The following is a 14,619-nucleotide window of genomic DNA, read 5'->3' on the forward strand; positions in this document are numbered from 1 at the left end:
CATTGGCCCAGCAAACTCAGTGAAAAGGGCCGTCGCGGCCCTTACCCGCCCATCACCAGATCGTCGCGGTGGATCATCTCGGACCGCCCGCTGATGCCGAGGATCGCCATCACGTCCGGGGACGAGCGGCCCTTGATCCGCTCGGCGACCTCGGCGTCGTAGGCGATCAGGCCGCGGCCGACCTCGCTGGCGTCGGGGCCGCGCACGATCACGGCGTCGCCGCGGGCGAACTGGCCCTCGACCTTGATCACGCCGGCCGGCAGCAGGCTGGCACCGGCGCGCAGCGCCGTCACCGCGCCGGCATCGATGGTCAGCGTGCCCTTCGGCTCCAGCGTGCCCGCGATCCAGCGTTTTCGCGACGTGATGGGATTGGCCGGCGTCAGGAACCAGGTGCAGCGGCCGCCATCCGCGATTGCCTGCAAGGGATGCTCGATCTTGCCGGAGGCGATCAGCATATGCGTGCCGCCGGTCGTGGCGATCTTGGCCGCCTCGACCTTGGTACGCATACCGCCGCGCGACAGCTCGGACTCGGCATCGCCTGCCACCGCCTCGATCTCCGAGGAGATGCTGTCGACTACCGGAATGAGCTTTGCGTTCGGATTGTTCTTCGGCGGCGCGTCGTAGAGCCCGTCGATGTCGGACAGCAGCACCAGCAGATCGGCGCTCGCCATGGTGGCGACGCGCGCGGCGAGGCGGTCATTGTCGCCGTAGCGGATCTCGTTGGTGGCGACCGTGTCGTTCTCGTTGATCACGGGGATCGCGCGCCACTCCAGCAGCTTGCCGATGGTGGAGCGCGCGTTCAGATAACGGCGTCGCTCCTCGGTGTCCTGGAGCGTCACCAGGATCTGCCCCGCGCCGATGCCGTGGGCCCCGAGCACCTCCGACCAGATCCGCGCCAGCGCGATCTGCCCTACGGCCGCGGCCGCCTGGCTCTCCTCCAGCTTCAGCGGGCCGCGCGGCAGCTTGAGCCGGCTGCGGCCGAGCGCGATCGAGCCTGAGGAGACGACCAGCACGTCGCGGCCCTCACGGTGCAGCTTGGCCATGTCGTCGGCGAGCGCGGCGAGCCAGGACGCCCGCACCTCGCCCTTGTCGGAATCGACCAGCAGCGCGGAGCCGACCTTGACGACGATGCGGCGGAATTGACTGAGTTCGGGGCTGGCCATGTGTGTATGTGTCGGCGGCGAATTGCTCTGCATCGGAAACGGCGGTGCGACAGGCGGCGCCGGTTAAGGCCTGCTTTTGCAGCAGGACGATGGCCGGCGCAAGGCGGCCGCGATGGTAAACGGCGAAGGTCGGCCTTGTCTTGAACGCTGGCCCGGTTCTAATGCCGCCAACCAATAATGGGCTGAAAGAGGAAACGAATGGATCGCCGCAAATTCATGGCCGGATGTGTCGGTCTGCCGCTGCTGGCGCAGGCGGGCGAGACGCAAGCGCAGGCCGGGCTGACAAAGGTCATCTTCCCGTTCGCGGCAGGGGCGGGCGGTGACACGCTGTGCCGGCTGATCGCGCAGGAGATGGCGCCGGTGCTGCAACGGACCATCGTGGTCGAGAACCGCACCGGCGGCGACGGCCTGATCGGCATCAAGGCGGTGAAGGGCGCCAATCCCGACGGCAGCATGGTGCTGGTGACGACAGGTCCCACCATGTACCTGCTGCCCATGGTGGAGACGACGCCGAGCTTCGACACGGCAAAGGATTTCGTGCCGGTGTCGCTGCTGGCGCGGTTCGAGTTCGCCGTCGTGGTCGGACCGGGGATCGACGCCGCCGATTTCAAGGGATTCGTCGCCTGGTTGAAGGCGCATCCGGACAAGACCTCGTTCGGGGTGCCGAGCAACGGCACCATTCCGCACTTCATGGGCTCCAAGCTCGAGAAGGATCTCGGCATCCCGCTGACGCGCGTGCCCTATCGCGGCAGCGCGCCGATCCTCAACGACATCATTGGCGGGCACATCTCGTTCGGCATCGTGACGCTGGCAGACGCACTGCCGCAGCATCGCGCCAAGGGCGTGAAGATCATTGCGGTCAGCAGTGCCGAGCGTTCGCCGTTCGCGCCCGAGGTCCCGACGCTGAAGGAGAGCGGCATCGATCTGGTCGCCGACGCCTGGTACGGCATGTGGCTTCCCGCCGGCAGCCCGCCGGACTTCGCCAGCAAGCTCGGCGCCGCCGCGAGTGCGGCGCTCGCCAAGCCGGAGGTGAAGGAGAAGCTGACGGGAATCGGCTTGATCCCGGTCGGCTCGCCGCCTGAAGGTCTGACGAAGGAGCTCGCCGCGAACACCGCTTTCTGGCAGCCGATCGTCAAGGCGACAGGGTACAAGATCGAGAATTGAATCTGGTTGGTCGACTATGACACAGCGGTTACTCGGTGCTGCACGCGTGTTTGCAAGCAATTATCAGATCGTCGTGTGCGACGATCCATTTCGCCCCCTTGAGAACGAGGAGAACTGGGACGCGGAGAAAGCCAGGCAAGGCTTTGCCGGCGTGTCTGCGTTTCGAATGATCGGCACCGAAGCGGATCTCAACGACCATTGGGTCGAGCTGGTCTCGAGCGATCAGCCGCCTTCATCGGATGACTGGCAGCGGATCACGTGCGTGCATTTCCATTCGGGAAGCGGGCGGATCCACGTCATGTCGGTGATCGATAGCGATCCTCCAATTTCTGCGGATATCGAGCGCGGCGACTATGCCGTCTACGTGGCCGGGCAAAATCTTGGAGTCGATCAGTTGAGCCTCGGTGAGACGGCGAAACTCTCGGACGCCGAAATCGCAGAGCGAAAGGATATCGAGTGGTATCGGCTCTTTCTGGTGACGGGTAAGCCGGAGTTTGAAGGCCGTCTGGTTGATCGCTAGTCGGCGGCGTTCTACATCTTCGCGCGCTGCGCGATGCCGTCCTTGATCGCGGCAAGCTCGGCTTCGTCCCAGATGCCGATCAGGACGCCGTTCTTCACCTGCAGCTGATTGTCCGCATAGGCCGCGATCTTCTCGCGCGGCGTGGTGATGTGGCCGTTGGGATGCAGCGCCCAGTCGGACAGTTCGGCCTGGAGGCGCGCGATCACACCGACGCATTCCGGGTCGTCACCGCGATCCAGGAACTCTTCCGGATCGGTTTCGAGGTCGTACAGCATCGGGCGGAAGCCGGAGGCGTGGATGTATTTCCAGCGGCCGTCGAACACCATGAACAGGCGGCAGCGCTCGATCGGCTGGTTCAGCTTCAGCCGGACGTCCTGCATGGCGTAGTCGTATTCGGAGAAGGCGACCTTGCGCCAGTCGGACGGCGTCAGGCCACGCAGCAGCGGCAGCAGCGAACGTCCTTCGAGGATGTGGCCCGGCACCTTGCCGCCGAAATAATCGACGAAGGTCGGCGCCAGATCGATGCCTTCCACCAGTGCGTCGCTGCGGGTGCCACGCGTGGCGTCGGCTTCCTTCGAGGGGTCGATGATGATCAACGGAATCTTGGCCGACTGTTCGTGGAATAGATCCTTCTCGCCCATCCAGTGGTCGCCGAGATAATCGCCGTGATCGGAGGTGAACACGATCATGGTGGTGTCGAGCAGGTCGCGGGCCTCCAGAAACTTCATCAGCACGCCCATCTGGTCGTCGATCTGGGTGATCAGGCCCATATAGGTCGGGATCACCTTCTCGCGGGCATCGTCGCGCGCCATGTTGCGGGAGTAGCGCATGTCCATATAGGCGCCGAACACCGGATGCGGATTCTGCCGCTCACGCTCGGAGCGGATCACCGGGATCATGTCGTCGGTCGAGTACATGCTCGCGTAGGGCTCGGGCGCGATATAGGGCCAGTGCGGCTTGATGTAGGACAGATGCAGGCACCACGGCCTGCCGTCGGTCTCGGCCTCGCCGATGAAGTCCATCGCGCGCCGCGTCATGTAGGGCGTCTCGGAATGCTCGTCCGGCACGCGCGCGGCCTTGTCGGCGTGCACCAGCAGCCAGCCGTTCTGCAAGCTGCCATCGTCCGCCGCGCCTGAATTCGCCCAATGCTCCCAGGGATTGGTGGCTTCAAAGCCCTGCTGGCGCAGATACTCATCGTATTTCGGCCGCGGCCGTCCGGTCGGATGCAGGCCGTCGTCACGCTCATAGGGCTCGAACCCGCATTCGGCGACATGCACGCCGATCATCGATTCCGGCGGGATGCCGAGCGCCTTCATGCCTTCGAGATCGGGCGCCATGTGGGTCTTGCCGACCAGGACGTTGCGCACGCCGATCTTCTTGAGGTGGTCGCCGAGCGTGGGCTCGCCGACGCGTAGCGGCCAGCCGTTCCAGTGCGAGCCGTGCGAGCGCATGTAGCGGCCGGTGTAGAACGACATCCGCGACGGGCCGCAGATCGGCGACTGCACGTAAGCCTTCGAGAACAGCACGCCGCGCTTCGCCATGGCGTCGATGTTCGGGGTCTTCAGCGTGGGATGGCCGGTGCAGCCGAGATAATCATAGCGAAGCTGGTCGCACATTATCCAGAGAACGTTTTTCGCGCGCGCCATGCCTCGCCCCCGCATTTTCTTGATTGTTCGATGCTGCGCTATCGCGCTGGCGAAGACAAGTCAGTGCCCTATTTTGACTGCGTCACAAGCTCCGAACCTCATCCTGAGGAGCCCGCGTAGCGGGCGTCTCGAAGGATGTCCGCGGGCGGAAGCCGGGCCTTCATGGTTCGAGACGCGCGTTCCGCGCTCCTCACCATGAGGATTTCTCGGCGGGTTGGATTACGCCGACCACGGCTCCGCTTCGGCGGCGCTCTTGGCCTTGGCCGAGACCGGCGCCTCGCCGATCACCTCGACCAGCGCGCGCAGCGCTTCCTTGACGCCATCGCCGGTGACGCCGGAGAGCAGCAGCGGCGTCTTCTTGGCGGCGCGCTTCAGGCGCTCCTTCTGCTTCTTCAACGCGTCCGGCTCGACCGCGTCGATCTTGTTCAGCGCGACGATCTCGACCTTGTCGGTGAGCAGCCCGCCATAGGCATCGAGCTCCTTGCGCACGGTCTTGTAGGCCTTGCCGGCGTGCTCGCAGGTGGCGTCGATCAGATGCAGCAGCACGCGGCAGCGTTCGACATGGCCGAGGAAGCGGTCGCCGAGACCGGTACCTTCATGCGCGCCCTCGATCAGGCCGGGAATGTCGGCGAGCACGAACTCGCGGCCGTCGGCGTTCACGACGCCGAGCTGCGGATGCAGCGTGGTGAAGGGATAGTCGGCGATCTTCGGCCGCGCCGCACTGACCTTGGAGAGGAAGGTCGATTTGCCGGCATTGGGCATGCCGACGAGACCGGCATCCGCGATCAGCTTCAGCCGCAGCCAGATCCAGCGTTCCTCGCCGGTCTGACCGGGATTGGCGTTGCGCGGCGCGCGGTTGGTCGAGGTCTTGAAATGCGCGTTGCCGAAGCCGCCATTGCCGCCCTCGGCCAGCACGAATTTCTCGCCGACATTGGTGAAGTCGTGGATCAGCGTCTCGCGGTCTTCGTCAAAAATCTGCGTGCCGACGGGGACCTTCAGCACGATGTTCTTGCCGTTGGCGCCGTGGCGGTCCGAGCCGGAGCCGTTCTCGCCCTTCTGGGCCTTGAAGTGCTGCTGGTAGCGGTAGTCGATCAGCGTGTTGAGGCCGTCGGCGACCTCGATGATCACGTTGCCGCCGCGGCCGCCATTGCCGCCGGAGGGACCGCCGAATTCGATGAACTTCTCGCGGCGGAACGCCACGCAGCCGTTCCCGCCATCACCGGAGCGGATATAGACCTTTGCTTCGTCGAGGAATTTCATGGGCCATAGGTAGGCCAGCCGGTCCCGCGCGGCAACCCGGATGACCCCGCAAATCGGCCGAAATTCCGCGATTCTGGAGGGCGTGCTTAACCCGCCGGCCGCTTCCGGATCAGGAATTTCTGCATGCCCTCCAGCACCAGCTCCTTGCGCTGGTTGAACACGGTGCTCCGGAGCGTCACCGCGCCGGTCGTGCGGCCCGGCACCAGCTCAGTGACCTCGAGCGCCGGATAGATGGTGTCGTCGGCGAACACCGGCTTGAGGAACCGGCTCGATTGCTCGAGGAAGCCGACCAGGGAGTCCTCGACCATGAACGGAAACAGGCCGGCGCCGGGCGCGGTGTGGATCAGGGTCTGGAAGCCGTGGGCCAGCAGATGCGGCATGCCGCGGCTGCGGCAATATTCCACGTCGTAATGCACGGGGTGGGTGTCGCCGCTCGCGGTCTGGAACGCGGCAAACACCGCAGTGGTCTGGGTCCGGCTCGGCAGCACGAAACGCTCGCCGACCACGAAATCCTCAAACCAGCGTTGCGCGGTGATCATGCGATGCTGGGTCGGGTCGAAGTCGGTCATGTCGATGCACCATCGGGACGAATGCGGAGAGTGATCCGTATCGCGTGCCGCGCAGTGCGACAATGCGTTCAATTCGTCAGAGCCGGGCTTGTCCCGCGCGCTCACGCGATTAAAACGACGCCAATGTCCCTCTTCAAGAATCTCTCCGCCTATGACGACCGCTCCGCGCGCCTTGCCGGCATCGCGTTGATGGTGCTGTCGATCTTCATGTTCTCGTTCGGCGACGCCATGGGCAAGTTCCTGGTCGGGACGTATTCGGTTGGACAGCTGCTGTTCCTGCGCGCCTGCGCGGCGCTGCTGCTGCTGTCGCCGCTGGTCTGGCGGCAGCGTCACCACTTCCTGCATCTGGAGCGGCCGGGCCTGCAGCTGTTTCGCGTCGTGCTGTCGACGCTGGAAGTCGCCGCCTTCTTCCTCGCCACCGTCTATCTGCCGCTCGCCGACGTCATCACTTATTACCTCGCCGGCCCGATCTTCGTGACCGCGATGTCGGCGATCTTCCTCGGCGAGAAAGTCGGCTGGCGGCGCTGGACCGCGATTCTGATCGGCTTCTGCGGCGTGCTGATCGCGCTGCGGCCGTCGGCGCAGACGGTCAGCCTGCCGGCGCTGATTGCGCTGGGCGGCAGCCTGTCGTTCGCGACCCTGATGCTGATCACGCGCAGCCTGCGCAAGACGCCCGACATCGTGATGGCGTCCTCGCAATTCGTCGGCACGTTCCTGCTCGGTGCAGCCTTGTCGGCGTTCCACTGGGTGCCGCCGACATCAGGAAGCCTCGCGATTTTCGCGCTGGCGGGCTGCGTGTCGGTGACGGCGCTGTTCTGCGTCAACCGCTCGCTCAAGCTGGCGCCGGCCAGCGTCGTCGTGCCCTATCAATATTCGATGATCGTCTGGGCCGTGATCTTCGGCTTCGTCGTATTCGGCGACGTGCCGTCGATGGCCACCATCGTCGGCGCCGCCATCATCATCGGCGCCGGGTTCTATATCTACTTGCGCGAACGCGATTTGGGACGTGGCAGCGCGGACGTGAATCCGCCTGTGTGATGCCCACCCTCCAGGGCAGGGTAAGCGCCGCGGCCCTTACCTCATCCTTCGCGCGCTGCTCCAGCTCTTCAGCGACGACCACACGCCGCGCGACAGGCGGAAGCAGTCGACCGGCGTGGAGGAGCCCAGCGCCAGGAAACGGTGCAGCTGGACGCCGCTCCACTGGAAGCCGCACTTCTCCAGCACGTTGCGCGAGGCCGGGTTGGTGACGCGCGCGCCGGCATAGAGATGGTCGTCCTCGAACTCCTCGAAGAAGAAGTCGATGGCACCGCGCGCGGCTTCGGTGGCAAAGCCCCGGCCCCAATGCTCGACGCCGAGCCAGTAGCCGAGCTCGGCATTGTCGGGCGTGGAGCAGTCGATGCCGACCATGCCGATCGGCCCAGTGTCGTGCTCGATCAGGAACACGGTCTCGCTGCCGAGCGCGGCGGTGGCGCGGACGAATTCGACGGCGTCGTCCTGCGAATAGGGATGCGGCAGGCGGCGGGTGTTTTCCGCGACGCGGCGGTCGTTGGCGAGGAGGGCGATGGTCCTGACGTCGGCGAGGGTCGGCCGCCGCAAGGTCAGCCGCTCGGTGGCGACGACATCAGGTCTCGCCTCCCGCAAGGTCACGCTCGAGAAATCCTGCAACATGTCCGGCTCCGTCGAAGTCACTAAGTGAAAAGTGAGCACGTCAAAGAAAAGGGGAGGCCGGTTTCCCGCCTCCCCTGGAGCCTTCGATCTTTCGATCTTGGAGGACTCCGCCGGTTCGGTAGGACCCGGCGGACTCCAAATTGATCCACCGTCTATTCAGCCGCCTCTGCGAGCGGGAGCACCGATACGAAGGTGCGGCCGTTGGCTTTGGCCTGGAACGTGACACGACCCTCGATCTTGGCGAACAGAGTGTGGTCCGTGCCCATGCCGACATTAAGGCCGGGATGCCAGGTGGTGCCGCGCTGACGCGCAATGATGTTGCCGGGAATCACGACTTCCCCGCCGAACGCCTTGATGCCGAGGCGCTTACCCTTGGAATCGCGACCGTTGCGCGATGAACCGCCTGCTTTTTTGTGAGCCATGGCTCGTCTCCGAAATCCTGCGTATGTCTAGGTCAATTCCTTGACGGAATCATTTCAAAATCTGTCGCGCATCAATTCGTGATGGCGCGTGATCGATTTTATGCGGCGTCGGCTTCCTTTGCCGGCTCCTTCGCGACCTTCTCCTTCTTCGGACGCGGGCCCTTGGTGGGCTTGGCGCCGTCCGTCAGGATCTCGGAGATGCGGAGGACCGTGATCTCGTCGCGATAGCCGCGCTTGCGGCGCGAATTCTTGCGGCGGCGCTTCTTGAAGGCGATGACCTTGGGGCCACGCTTGTGGTCGAGCACCTCGACCGCAACGGAGGCGCCGGCCACCGTCGGAATGCCCAGCACCGGCGTGTCGCCGCCGACCACCAGAACTTCATTCAGCTGGATGATCGAGCCGACTTCGCCTTCGATCTTGCCTACTTCGAGAACATCATCCGGCACGACGCGGTATTGCTTGCCGCCGGTTTTGATGACTGCGAACATCGTTTTTTCTCCGTGTTCAAATCCCGGCCTCGCGACGGGTATCGTCCGGGCCGGCTTTTTGTCAGTCGCTATGGGTTTATTGCGAGTTTTGTGCGGGCGGGAGTTATCCCTTTGAAAACCCACGCAAAAACAAGCGGCGCGAGAAACGCCCCGCGCCGGGTGTGGGACTTATAGCCGCCATCCGCCGCAAGTCAAGGAAAAGCGGGCGAAAAGGGCCCGGATTTGAAGGATTTGGGCCATTTCCGGCGCGCTGCCGAATCTGCCGCCGCTTTGCAACTTCCGGGTTCCCTCGCCGTTGTCCCCGGAAATTGGCACACGGGCAAGGGTTTCCATGGCAACGGACGAGTTGGTCAAGACAACGACGGGCATCGCCACCCACGGCGCGGCGCGTCTGCCGTCGGTGGACGTCGACAGCTTCAATATCGAGATGAAGGACGAGGAAGGGTTTCTCGGCGACCGCGCCAGCAAGGGCGCGTTTCGTGAAATCCTCGAGCGCTGGCGCAAGCCGCTGCGCAAGTCGGGTGAGGACCCGTTCGGCAAGGAGCCGTCGGACGAGATCAGCAAGAAGACGCTGGACGCTATTCTCGTCGGCGACGACGTCGAGGCCTGGGCGGTGGTGCACAGCGCGATCGAGGACTTTGCCCAGGAGCTCGCTTACGTCACGCGCCGTTTCCTGAAGACAAAAGCCTGGGCCAAGACCGAGTGCATCGTGGTCGGTGGCGGCTTCCGCGACAGCAGGCTCGGCGAACTCGCGATCGCGCGCACCGAGATCATCCTCAAGGCGGAAGACTTCAAGGTCGACCTCGTGCCGATCCAGCATCACCCTGATCAGGCCGGCCTGATCGGTGCGCTGCACCTCGCGCCGTCGTGGATTTTCGAGGCCCACGACAGCATCCTTGCCGTCGATATCGGCGGCACCAACATCCGCTGCGGTCTGGTGGAAACCGGCTGGAAGAAGGCAAAAGACCTGTCGAAAGCCAGGGTCGTGAATTCCGAGCTGTGGCGTCATGCCGACGATGAGCCCACCCGCGAAGGTGCGGTGAAGCGTCTGATCAAGATGCTGAAAGGGCTGATCACCGAGGCCGAGAAAGAAGGCTTCAAGCTGGCGCCCTTCATCGGCATCGCCTGTCCCGGCGTGATCAACGAGGACGGCTCGATCGAGAAGGGTGCCCAGAACCTTCCGGGCAATTGGGAGAGCAGCAAGTTCAACCTGCCGGCGAGCCTGATCGAGGGCATTCCTGTCATCGGCGAGCACGACACCGCGATCCTGATGCACAATGACGGCGTGGTTCAGGGCCTCTCCGAGGTGCCATTCATGCAGGATTTCGACCGCTGGGGCGTGCTCACCATCGGCACCGGCCTCGGCAATGCCCGCTTCACCAACCGCCACAAGGACAACGGAAAAGACCGGGATTCTACTGAGAACGGCAAGAAAAAGGGCAAGGACAACAACAAGAACGGCAAGGAGTAACCTTGCTTGGTTAGGTTAAGGACCGGATTGCGTTGCGGCGCCCACGTCGCACGCTAGGGTCGAATCGTCGTCTCGCCTGGCCGGCGAAGCCGCCCTTCCCGGCCAGAGTTTCAATGAGCGGCACGGGACCGCCAGTGTTTACCGCGTCTGGCGGTCCCATCCCCTTTTTCGGATCAGTCGCATCAACGCCAGCCGAGGCGCTGAAAGAACGCCGCGATCTCCGCCGCCGCGCGATCCGGATCTTCCCGATGCGGGAAGTGCCCGACATCCGGAAACATCGCGAGATCAAGCGCGCTGAACGTCTCGCCCAGGCGGTCGGTCCACGCATAGGGAAACAGCGGATCGTGTTCGGCCCAGCGCACGCAGGTCGGAACAATGATCGGCGGCAGTCGGGACGCCTCGCCCTTCATCATCGCGACGCGCCCTTCATGCGAGGCGCGATAATGCGCAAAGCCGCCGGCGAGGTTGCCGGGCTTGAAGAAATTGTCGGCGAATTCATCGAGGACGTCGTCGAAGGCGTTCTTGCGATGCGCCCAGCCCTTCAGGAAGTGGCCGATATAGAGCCGGCAGTTCTCGCGGCTCGCACCGACCAGGCTAGGTGCCATCTCCATCTGGTGAAAGGATTGGTACCAGATGTGGTTGAGCCGATCGGGCGCCGCCATCCGCGGCCCGATGCCGGGATAGACGAAATCGAAGAAGAACAGCCCGGCGACCCGCGCGCCCGCCTGCCGGGCCAGCGGCTGCATCACGGCGCCGCCGACGTCATGGCCGACGACGCCGAATCGGTCGACACGAAGCGCGTCCATCAGCGCCAGCATGTCCGCGGCATGGCCGTCCGGCCCGTAAGGCCCGTCCGGCTTGTCGCTGTCGCCGAAGCCGCGCAAATCGGGCGCGATCAGCATGAACCGGTCCGAAAGCCTTGACATCACCGGCTCCCAGGTCAGCCAGAATTCCGGCCAACCATGCAGCAAAAGCAGCGGTTTGCCCCGTCCGGCGCGAACCAGGTGGAAATCGGCGCCATTGGCCTTGAGGGTCAGGTGCTCCATCGCAGTTCCTCCGGGAAGGCAAAGCGTTTTCAAGCGAAGCGGACCCCGGTTCGCGCCAAGAAAACGCGTCAAAACAAGAATCCAGCTGGTGCGGGGCTGAAAGAGGCAGCGGATTTTCCCCTTTCGCGCCTTGTCTGGCCCGCCATCCTCGCCTATTAACGCCCCCAACCACAGGGGCCCTGCCTCTATATGGCGCCTTCAGGAGAGGTGGCAGAGTGGTTGAATGCACCGCACTCGAAATGCGGCATAGGTGCAAGCCTATCGGGGGTTCGAATCCCTCCCTCTCCGCCATACATCAAGAAGTCCGCCCAGATTGCTACGCCAGCACGGTCCGCGCCGTCGCCACGAACGCCTGCGCGGCCGGTGATAGCGTTCGGCCCTTGCGTTGCAGCAGCGACACCGGGCGGGTGATGGCCGGGCGCACCAGCGGTTTTGCGATCAGCGCCGGGAATTGATCGGCCGGCAGCATCGTCGCGGGAAGGATGGCTAAGCCGAGGCCCTGTGCGGTCATGGCGAGTGCGGTGTTGATCAGCGTCACTTCGTAGGTTGGATTGAGGTGCTTGCCTTGCGCGCCGAGCGCCTGGTCGATCTGTATGCGGATCCGCGTGTCGCGCCGCATTGCGATCGTCGGCAGTTGCGCCAGCTCGTCCCATGTCAGAGAACGGCGCGCGGCGAAATCGGCTGTGCGGCCGATCGCGCTCAAGCGCCCGCGTGTCAGTGTCTCGATCGTCATCTCCGCGAATTCACCCTCCACGCTGCCGATCGCGAACTCTGCGTCGGTCGTGCTGAGGCGTGGAGCGAGATCGTCGGCGGCAACATCCCGCATGTCGATCTCGATGTCGGGATGGGCTGCCCGAAATTTCACGAGCACCGACGGCAGCAGCGCCGATGCGGCGCCGGCTGACGCCAGAAACGCGACACGGCCGGCACGAGCCTGTGCGAGGTCGCGCATGCGCCGCGACAGGCCCTGCGCATCGCCCAGCATCCGTTCGGCCGCGTGAAATGCCTCCATGGCGGCGAGCGTCGGCTGTACTGAGCGCGTGGAGCGGTCGAACAGCTTGACGCCGAGCTGGACCTCCAACTGCTGGATCAACAGGCTCGCTGCCGGTTGTGTGATCCCCAGTTCGCGCGCGGCCCGCGTGATGCTGTGCGTGCGATAAACGCACGTGAAGGCTCGCAATTGCCGCAAGGTCACATTCATAGGTAAAGCTCATGAATTGATGAATTCTTTCCGGCTTATCGCATAAGCGACCTTGCATTAAAATGCACCCTGCGGACGGAGAATCCGTGGCGGTGCGAGGATGGGAACGAGCATGAGGACGCAGGTGCTGGTGGTGGGCGCCGGGCCCGTAGGGCTGACCGCGGCAATGGATCTGGCCTCGCGTGGGGTCGATGTCGTCGTCGCGGAAATCCGCCATGCCGGCGATCCGCCCAGCGTCAAATGCAATCATGTCTCGGCGCGCTCGATGGAAATTTTTCGGCGGCTCGGCGTGGCCTCCAAGCTGCGCGATGCGGGTTTGCCCGCGGACTTTCCGAACGATTGCTCCTATCGGACCACGGCGACTGGCATCGAGCTCTGCCGCATCGACATTCCATCCCGCGCGCGTCGCTACAGCGCGACGGGCGGCCCCGACACCTGGTGGCCAACGCCGGAGCCGCCGCACCGGATCAACCAGGTCTATCTCGAGCCGATCTTGTTCGCCCACGCGGCGGCCCAGCCGCGCATCACCATTCTCGCGCGCACAGAAATCACTGACATCGAGCAGAGTGCCGATCATGTGACGGCGCTGGCGCGCAATCTCGACAGCGGGGAGGCGGTTCGCATCGAAGCCGGCTTCGTGATCGGATGTGACGGCAGCCGTTCGCTCGTTCGCAAATCGATCGGTGCTAGCCTCTCTGGAACGCCGGTGATCCAGCGCGTGCAATCGACCTTCATCGAGGCGCCGCGACTGAGGGACCTGATGGGCGCGCACAAGCCGGCCTGGATGGTGCTCTCGCTCAATCCGCGCCGCTCCGGCACGACGGTTGCGATCGATGGCCACGACCGCTGGCTGATCCATAATCACCTCAAGCCCGACGAGCCCGAGTTCGACTCGGTCGATCGTGACTGGTCGATCCGCGCCATTCTCGGCGTCGATGAACGCTTCGAATACAGGATTCTCAGCAAGGAAGACTGGGTCGGGCGTCGCCTCGTGGCCGATCGCTTCCGCGATCGCAGGGTCTTCATCTGCGGCGACGCCGCGCATCTGTGGATGCCCTATGCCGGCTACGGCATGAATGCGGGCATCGCGGATGCCGTCGATCTCTGCTGGCAATTGGCCGCACATCTGAGCGGGTGGGCGCCCGCTGCGATCCTCGATGCCTATGAGGCGGAGCGTCAGCCCATTACCGAGCAGGTCTCGCGCTTTGCGATGGACCACGCCATCAAGATGATGGCGCAACGCGGCGGCGTCTCCGCGGAAATCGAGGACGACACGCCCCGCGGCCATGCGGCGCGCGCCTCGCTTGCAAGAGCGGCCTATGATCTCAACGTGCAGCAATATTGCTGCGCCGGCCTCAACTTCGGCTATTACTACGACGCCTCTCCGATCATCGCCTATGACGGCCAGACCCCGCCGGCCTACGCCATGGGAAGTTTTACGCCCTCGACCGTCCCGGGCGCCCGCGCGCCGCATGTGTTCCTACGCGATGGACGATCGCTCTACGACGCATTCGGAGCCGGCTACACATTGCTGCGGTTCGACCGGGCGGTCGACGTGACACGGCTACAGTCCGCTGCAGAGACGCGCGGCGTGCCGCTAGCGCTGATCGACCTCTCGCCCGATGATGCGAACGGCGCCTATGCCGAAAAGCTGGTGCTGGCGCGGCCCGATCAGCACATTGCCTGGCGCGGGCAGGCCGCACCTGAGAATCCGGAAGGCTTGCTGGCGCGCATCACCGGCGCGGCGGCATAAGCGAGCATCGAGCGGCAACCTGACGGCGGAAGCCGCCAGATCGTGTCTCACAACAAGAAGACGCACTGAGGAGGAGAGACGTGTTTCACGTTGCAAGGCGCCGCATTCTGGCCGTGCTGACGGCCGCGACTTTCGCCGTGCTGCCGCTGGAGGTCGTTGAGGCGACCTATCCTGAGCAATTGATCAAGATCGTCGTGACCTTCCCGCCCGGCGGCAGCGCCGACACCGTCATCCGCGCGCTCGAGCCG

15 protein-coding genes and 1 tRNA gene are annotated in these 14,619 nt (G+C 64.4%); 7 read left to right on the forward strand and 9 right to left on the reverse strand.

Features of this window, described 5'->3' with window-relative positions; translation table 11 throughout:
- Positions 1-41: 41 nt before the first annotated feature.
- A complete protein-coding gene (gene proB, locus I3J27_RS02080; protein ID WP_270164683.1) occupies positions 42-1,163 on the reverse strand; it encodes a glutamate 5-kinase in 1,122 nt (373 codons plus the stop codon).
- Positions 1,164-1,361: 198 nt separating this feature from the next.
- Between proB and I3J27_RS02085 the strand changes: the two genes are divergently transcribed.
- Both I3J27_RS02085 and comJ read left to right on the forward strand, forming a co-directional pair.
- Complete coding sequence (locus I3J27_RS02085) at positions 1,362-2,327, forward strand: Bug family tripartite tricarboxylate transporter substrate binding protein (RefSeq protein ID WP_270164685.1); 966 nt, start codon at positions 1,362-1,364, stop codon at positions 2,325-2,327.
- A gap of 46 nt (positions 2,328-2,373) precedes the next feature.
- Complete coding sequence (comJ, locus tag I3J27_RS02090) at positions 2,374-2,847, forward strand: competence protein ComJ (RefSeq protein ID WP_270164687.1); 474 nt, start codon at positions 2,374-2,376, stop codon at positions 2,845-2,847.
- Positions 2,848-2,858: 11 nt separating this feature from the next.
- Here the strand turns inward: comJ and I3J27_RS02095 are convergent, their stop codons facing one another.
- The 3 genes from I3J27_RS02095 to I3J27_RS02105 form a co-directional block, all read right to left on the reverse strand.
- Complete coding sequence (locus I3J27_RS02095; protein WP_270164689.1) at positions 2,859-4,493, reverse strand: alkaline phosphatase family protein; 1,635 nt, start codon at positions 4,491-4,493, stop codon at positions 2,859-2,861.
- Positions 4,494-4,712: 219 nt separating this feature from the next.
- A complete protein-coding gene (gene obgE, locus I3J27_RS02100) occupies positions 4,713-5,753 on the reverse strand; it encodes a GTPase ObgE (protein ID WP_270164691.1) in 1,041 nt (346 codons plus the stop codon).
- Positions 5,754-5,839: 86 nt separating this feature from the next.
- Positions 5,840-6,322 (reverse strand): MaoC family dehydratase, encoded by a 483-nt coding sequence (locus tag I3J27_RS02105; RefSeq protein WP_270164693.1) that lies wholly within the window; start codon positions 6,320-6,322, stop codon positions 5,840-5,842.
- Positions 6,323-6,445: 123 nt separating this feature from the next.
- Here I3J27_RS02105 and I3J27_RS02110 point away from each other — a divergent pair, with 123 nt between their 5' ends.
- Complete coding sequence (locus I3J27_RS02110) at positions 6,446-7,360, forward strand: DMT family transporter (RefSeq protein WP_270164695.1); 915 nt, start codon at positions 6,446-6,448, stop codon at positions 7,358-7,360.
- A gap of 36 nt (positions 7,361-7,396) precedes the next feature.
- Here the strand turns inward: I3J27_RS02110 and I3J27_RS02115 are convergent, their stop codons facing one another.
- From I3J27_RS02115 to rplU, 3 genes are all read right to left on the reverse strand, one after another.
- A complete protein-coding gene (locus tag I3J27_RS02115; protein WP_270164698.1) occupies positions 7,397-7,990 on the reverse strand; it encodes a GNAT family N-acetyltransferase in 594 nt (197 codons plus the stop codon).
- A 152-nt stretch (positions 7,991-8,142) separates the two neighbouring features.
- Entirely contained in the window at positions 8,143-8,412 is a 270-nt protein-coding gene (gene rpmA / locus I3J27_RS02120) for a 50S ribosomal protein L27 (RefSeq protein WP_008137923.1), read from the reverse strand.
- A gap of 98 nt (positions 8,413-8,510) precedes the next feature.
- Positions 8,511-8,900 (reverse strand): 50S ribosomal protein L21, encoded by a 390-nt coding sequence (gene rplU, locus I3J27_RS02125; protein WP_270164703.1) that lies wholly within the window; start codon positions 8,898-8,900, stop codon positions 8,511-8,513.
- Between the two features lie 331 nt (positions 8,901-9,231).
- Between rplU and I3J27_RS02130 the strand changes: the two genes are divergently transcribed.
- Complete coding sequence (locus tag I3J27_RS02130; RefSeq protein WP_270164705.1) at positions 9,232-10,371, forward strand: ROK family protein; 1,140 nt, start codon at positions 9,232-9,234, stop codon at positions 10,369-10,371.
- Positions 10,372-10,553: 182 nt separating this feature from the next.
- Here I3J27_RS02130 and I3J27_RS02135 read toward each other — a convergent pair whose 3' ends face one another.
- Entirely contained in the window at positions 10,554-11,417 is an 864-nt protein-coding gene (locus I3J27_RS02135; RefSeq protein ID WP_270164707.1) for an alpha/beta fold hydrolase, read from the reverse strand.
- Here I3J27_RS02135 and I3J27_RS02140 point away from each other — a divergent pair.
- On the forward strand, positions 11,334-11,576 hold the full coding sequence (locus I3J27_RS02140) for a hypothetical protein (protein ID WP_270173041.1): 243 nt from the start codon (positions 11,334-11,336) through the stop codon (positions 11,574-11,576). The two genes, I3J27_RS02135 and I3J27_RS02140, sit on opposite strands and share 84 nt — an antisense overlap.
- 42 nt (positions 11,577-11,618) lie before the next feature.
- A tRNA-Ser gene (locus I3J27_RS02145) sits at positions 11,619-11,708 on the forward strand.
- Between the two features lie 25 nt (positions 11,709-11,733).
- Here I3J27_RS02145 and I3J27_RS02150 read toward each other — a convergent pair.
- Positions 11,734-12,618, reverse strand: coding sequence for a LysR family transcriptional regulator (locus I3J27_RS02150; RefSeq protein WP_270164710.1), 885 nt, complete (start codon positions 12,616-12,618; stop codon positions 11,734-11,736).
- A 112-nt stretch (positions 12,619-12,730) separates the two neighbouring features.
- Between I3J27_RS02150 and I3J27_RS02155 the strand changes: the two genes are divergently transcribed.
- Positions 12,731-14,371 (forward strand): FAD-dependent oxidoreductase, encoded by a 1,641-nt coding sequence (locus tag I3J27_RS02155; protein WP_270164712.1) that lies wholly within the window; start codon positions 12,731-12,733, stop codon positions 14,369-14,371.
- Positions 14,372-14,619 lie beyond the last annotated feature (248 nt).

This window comes from Bradyrhizobium xenonodulans (genome assembly GCF_027594865.1).
Lineage (GTDB): Bacteria > Pseudomonadota > Alphaproteobacteria > Rhizobiales > Xanthobacteraceae > Bradyrhizobium > Bradyrhizobium xenonodulans.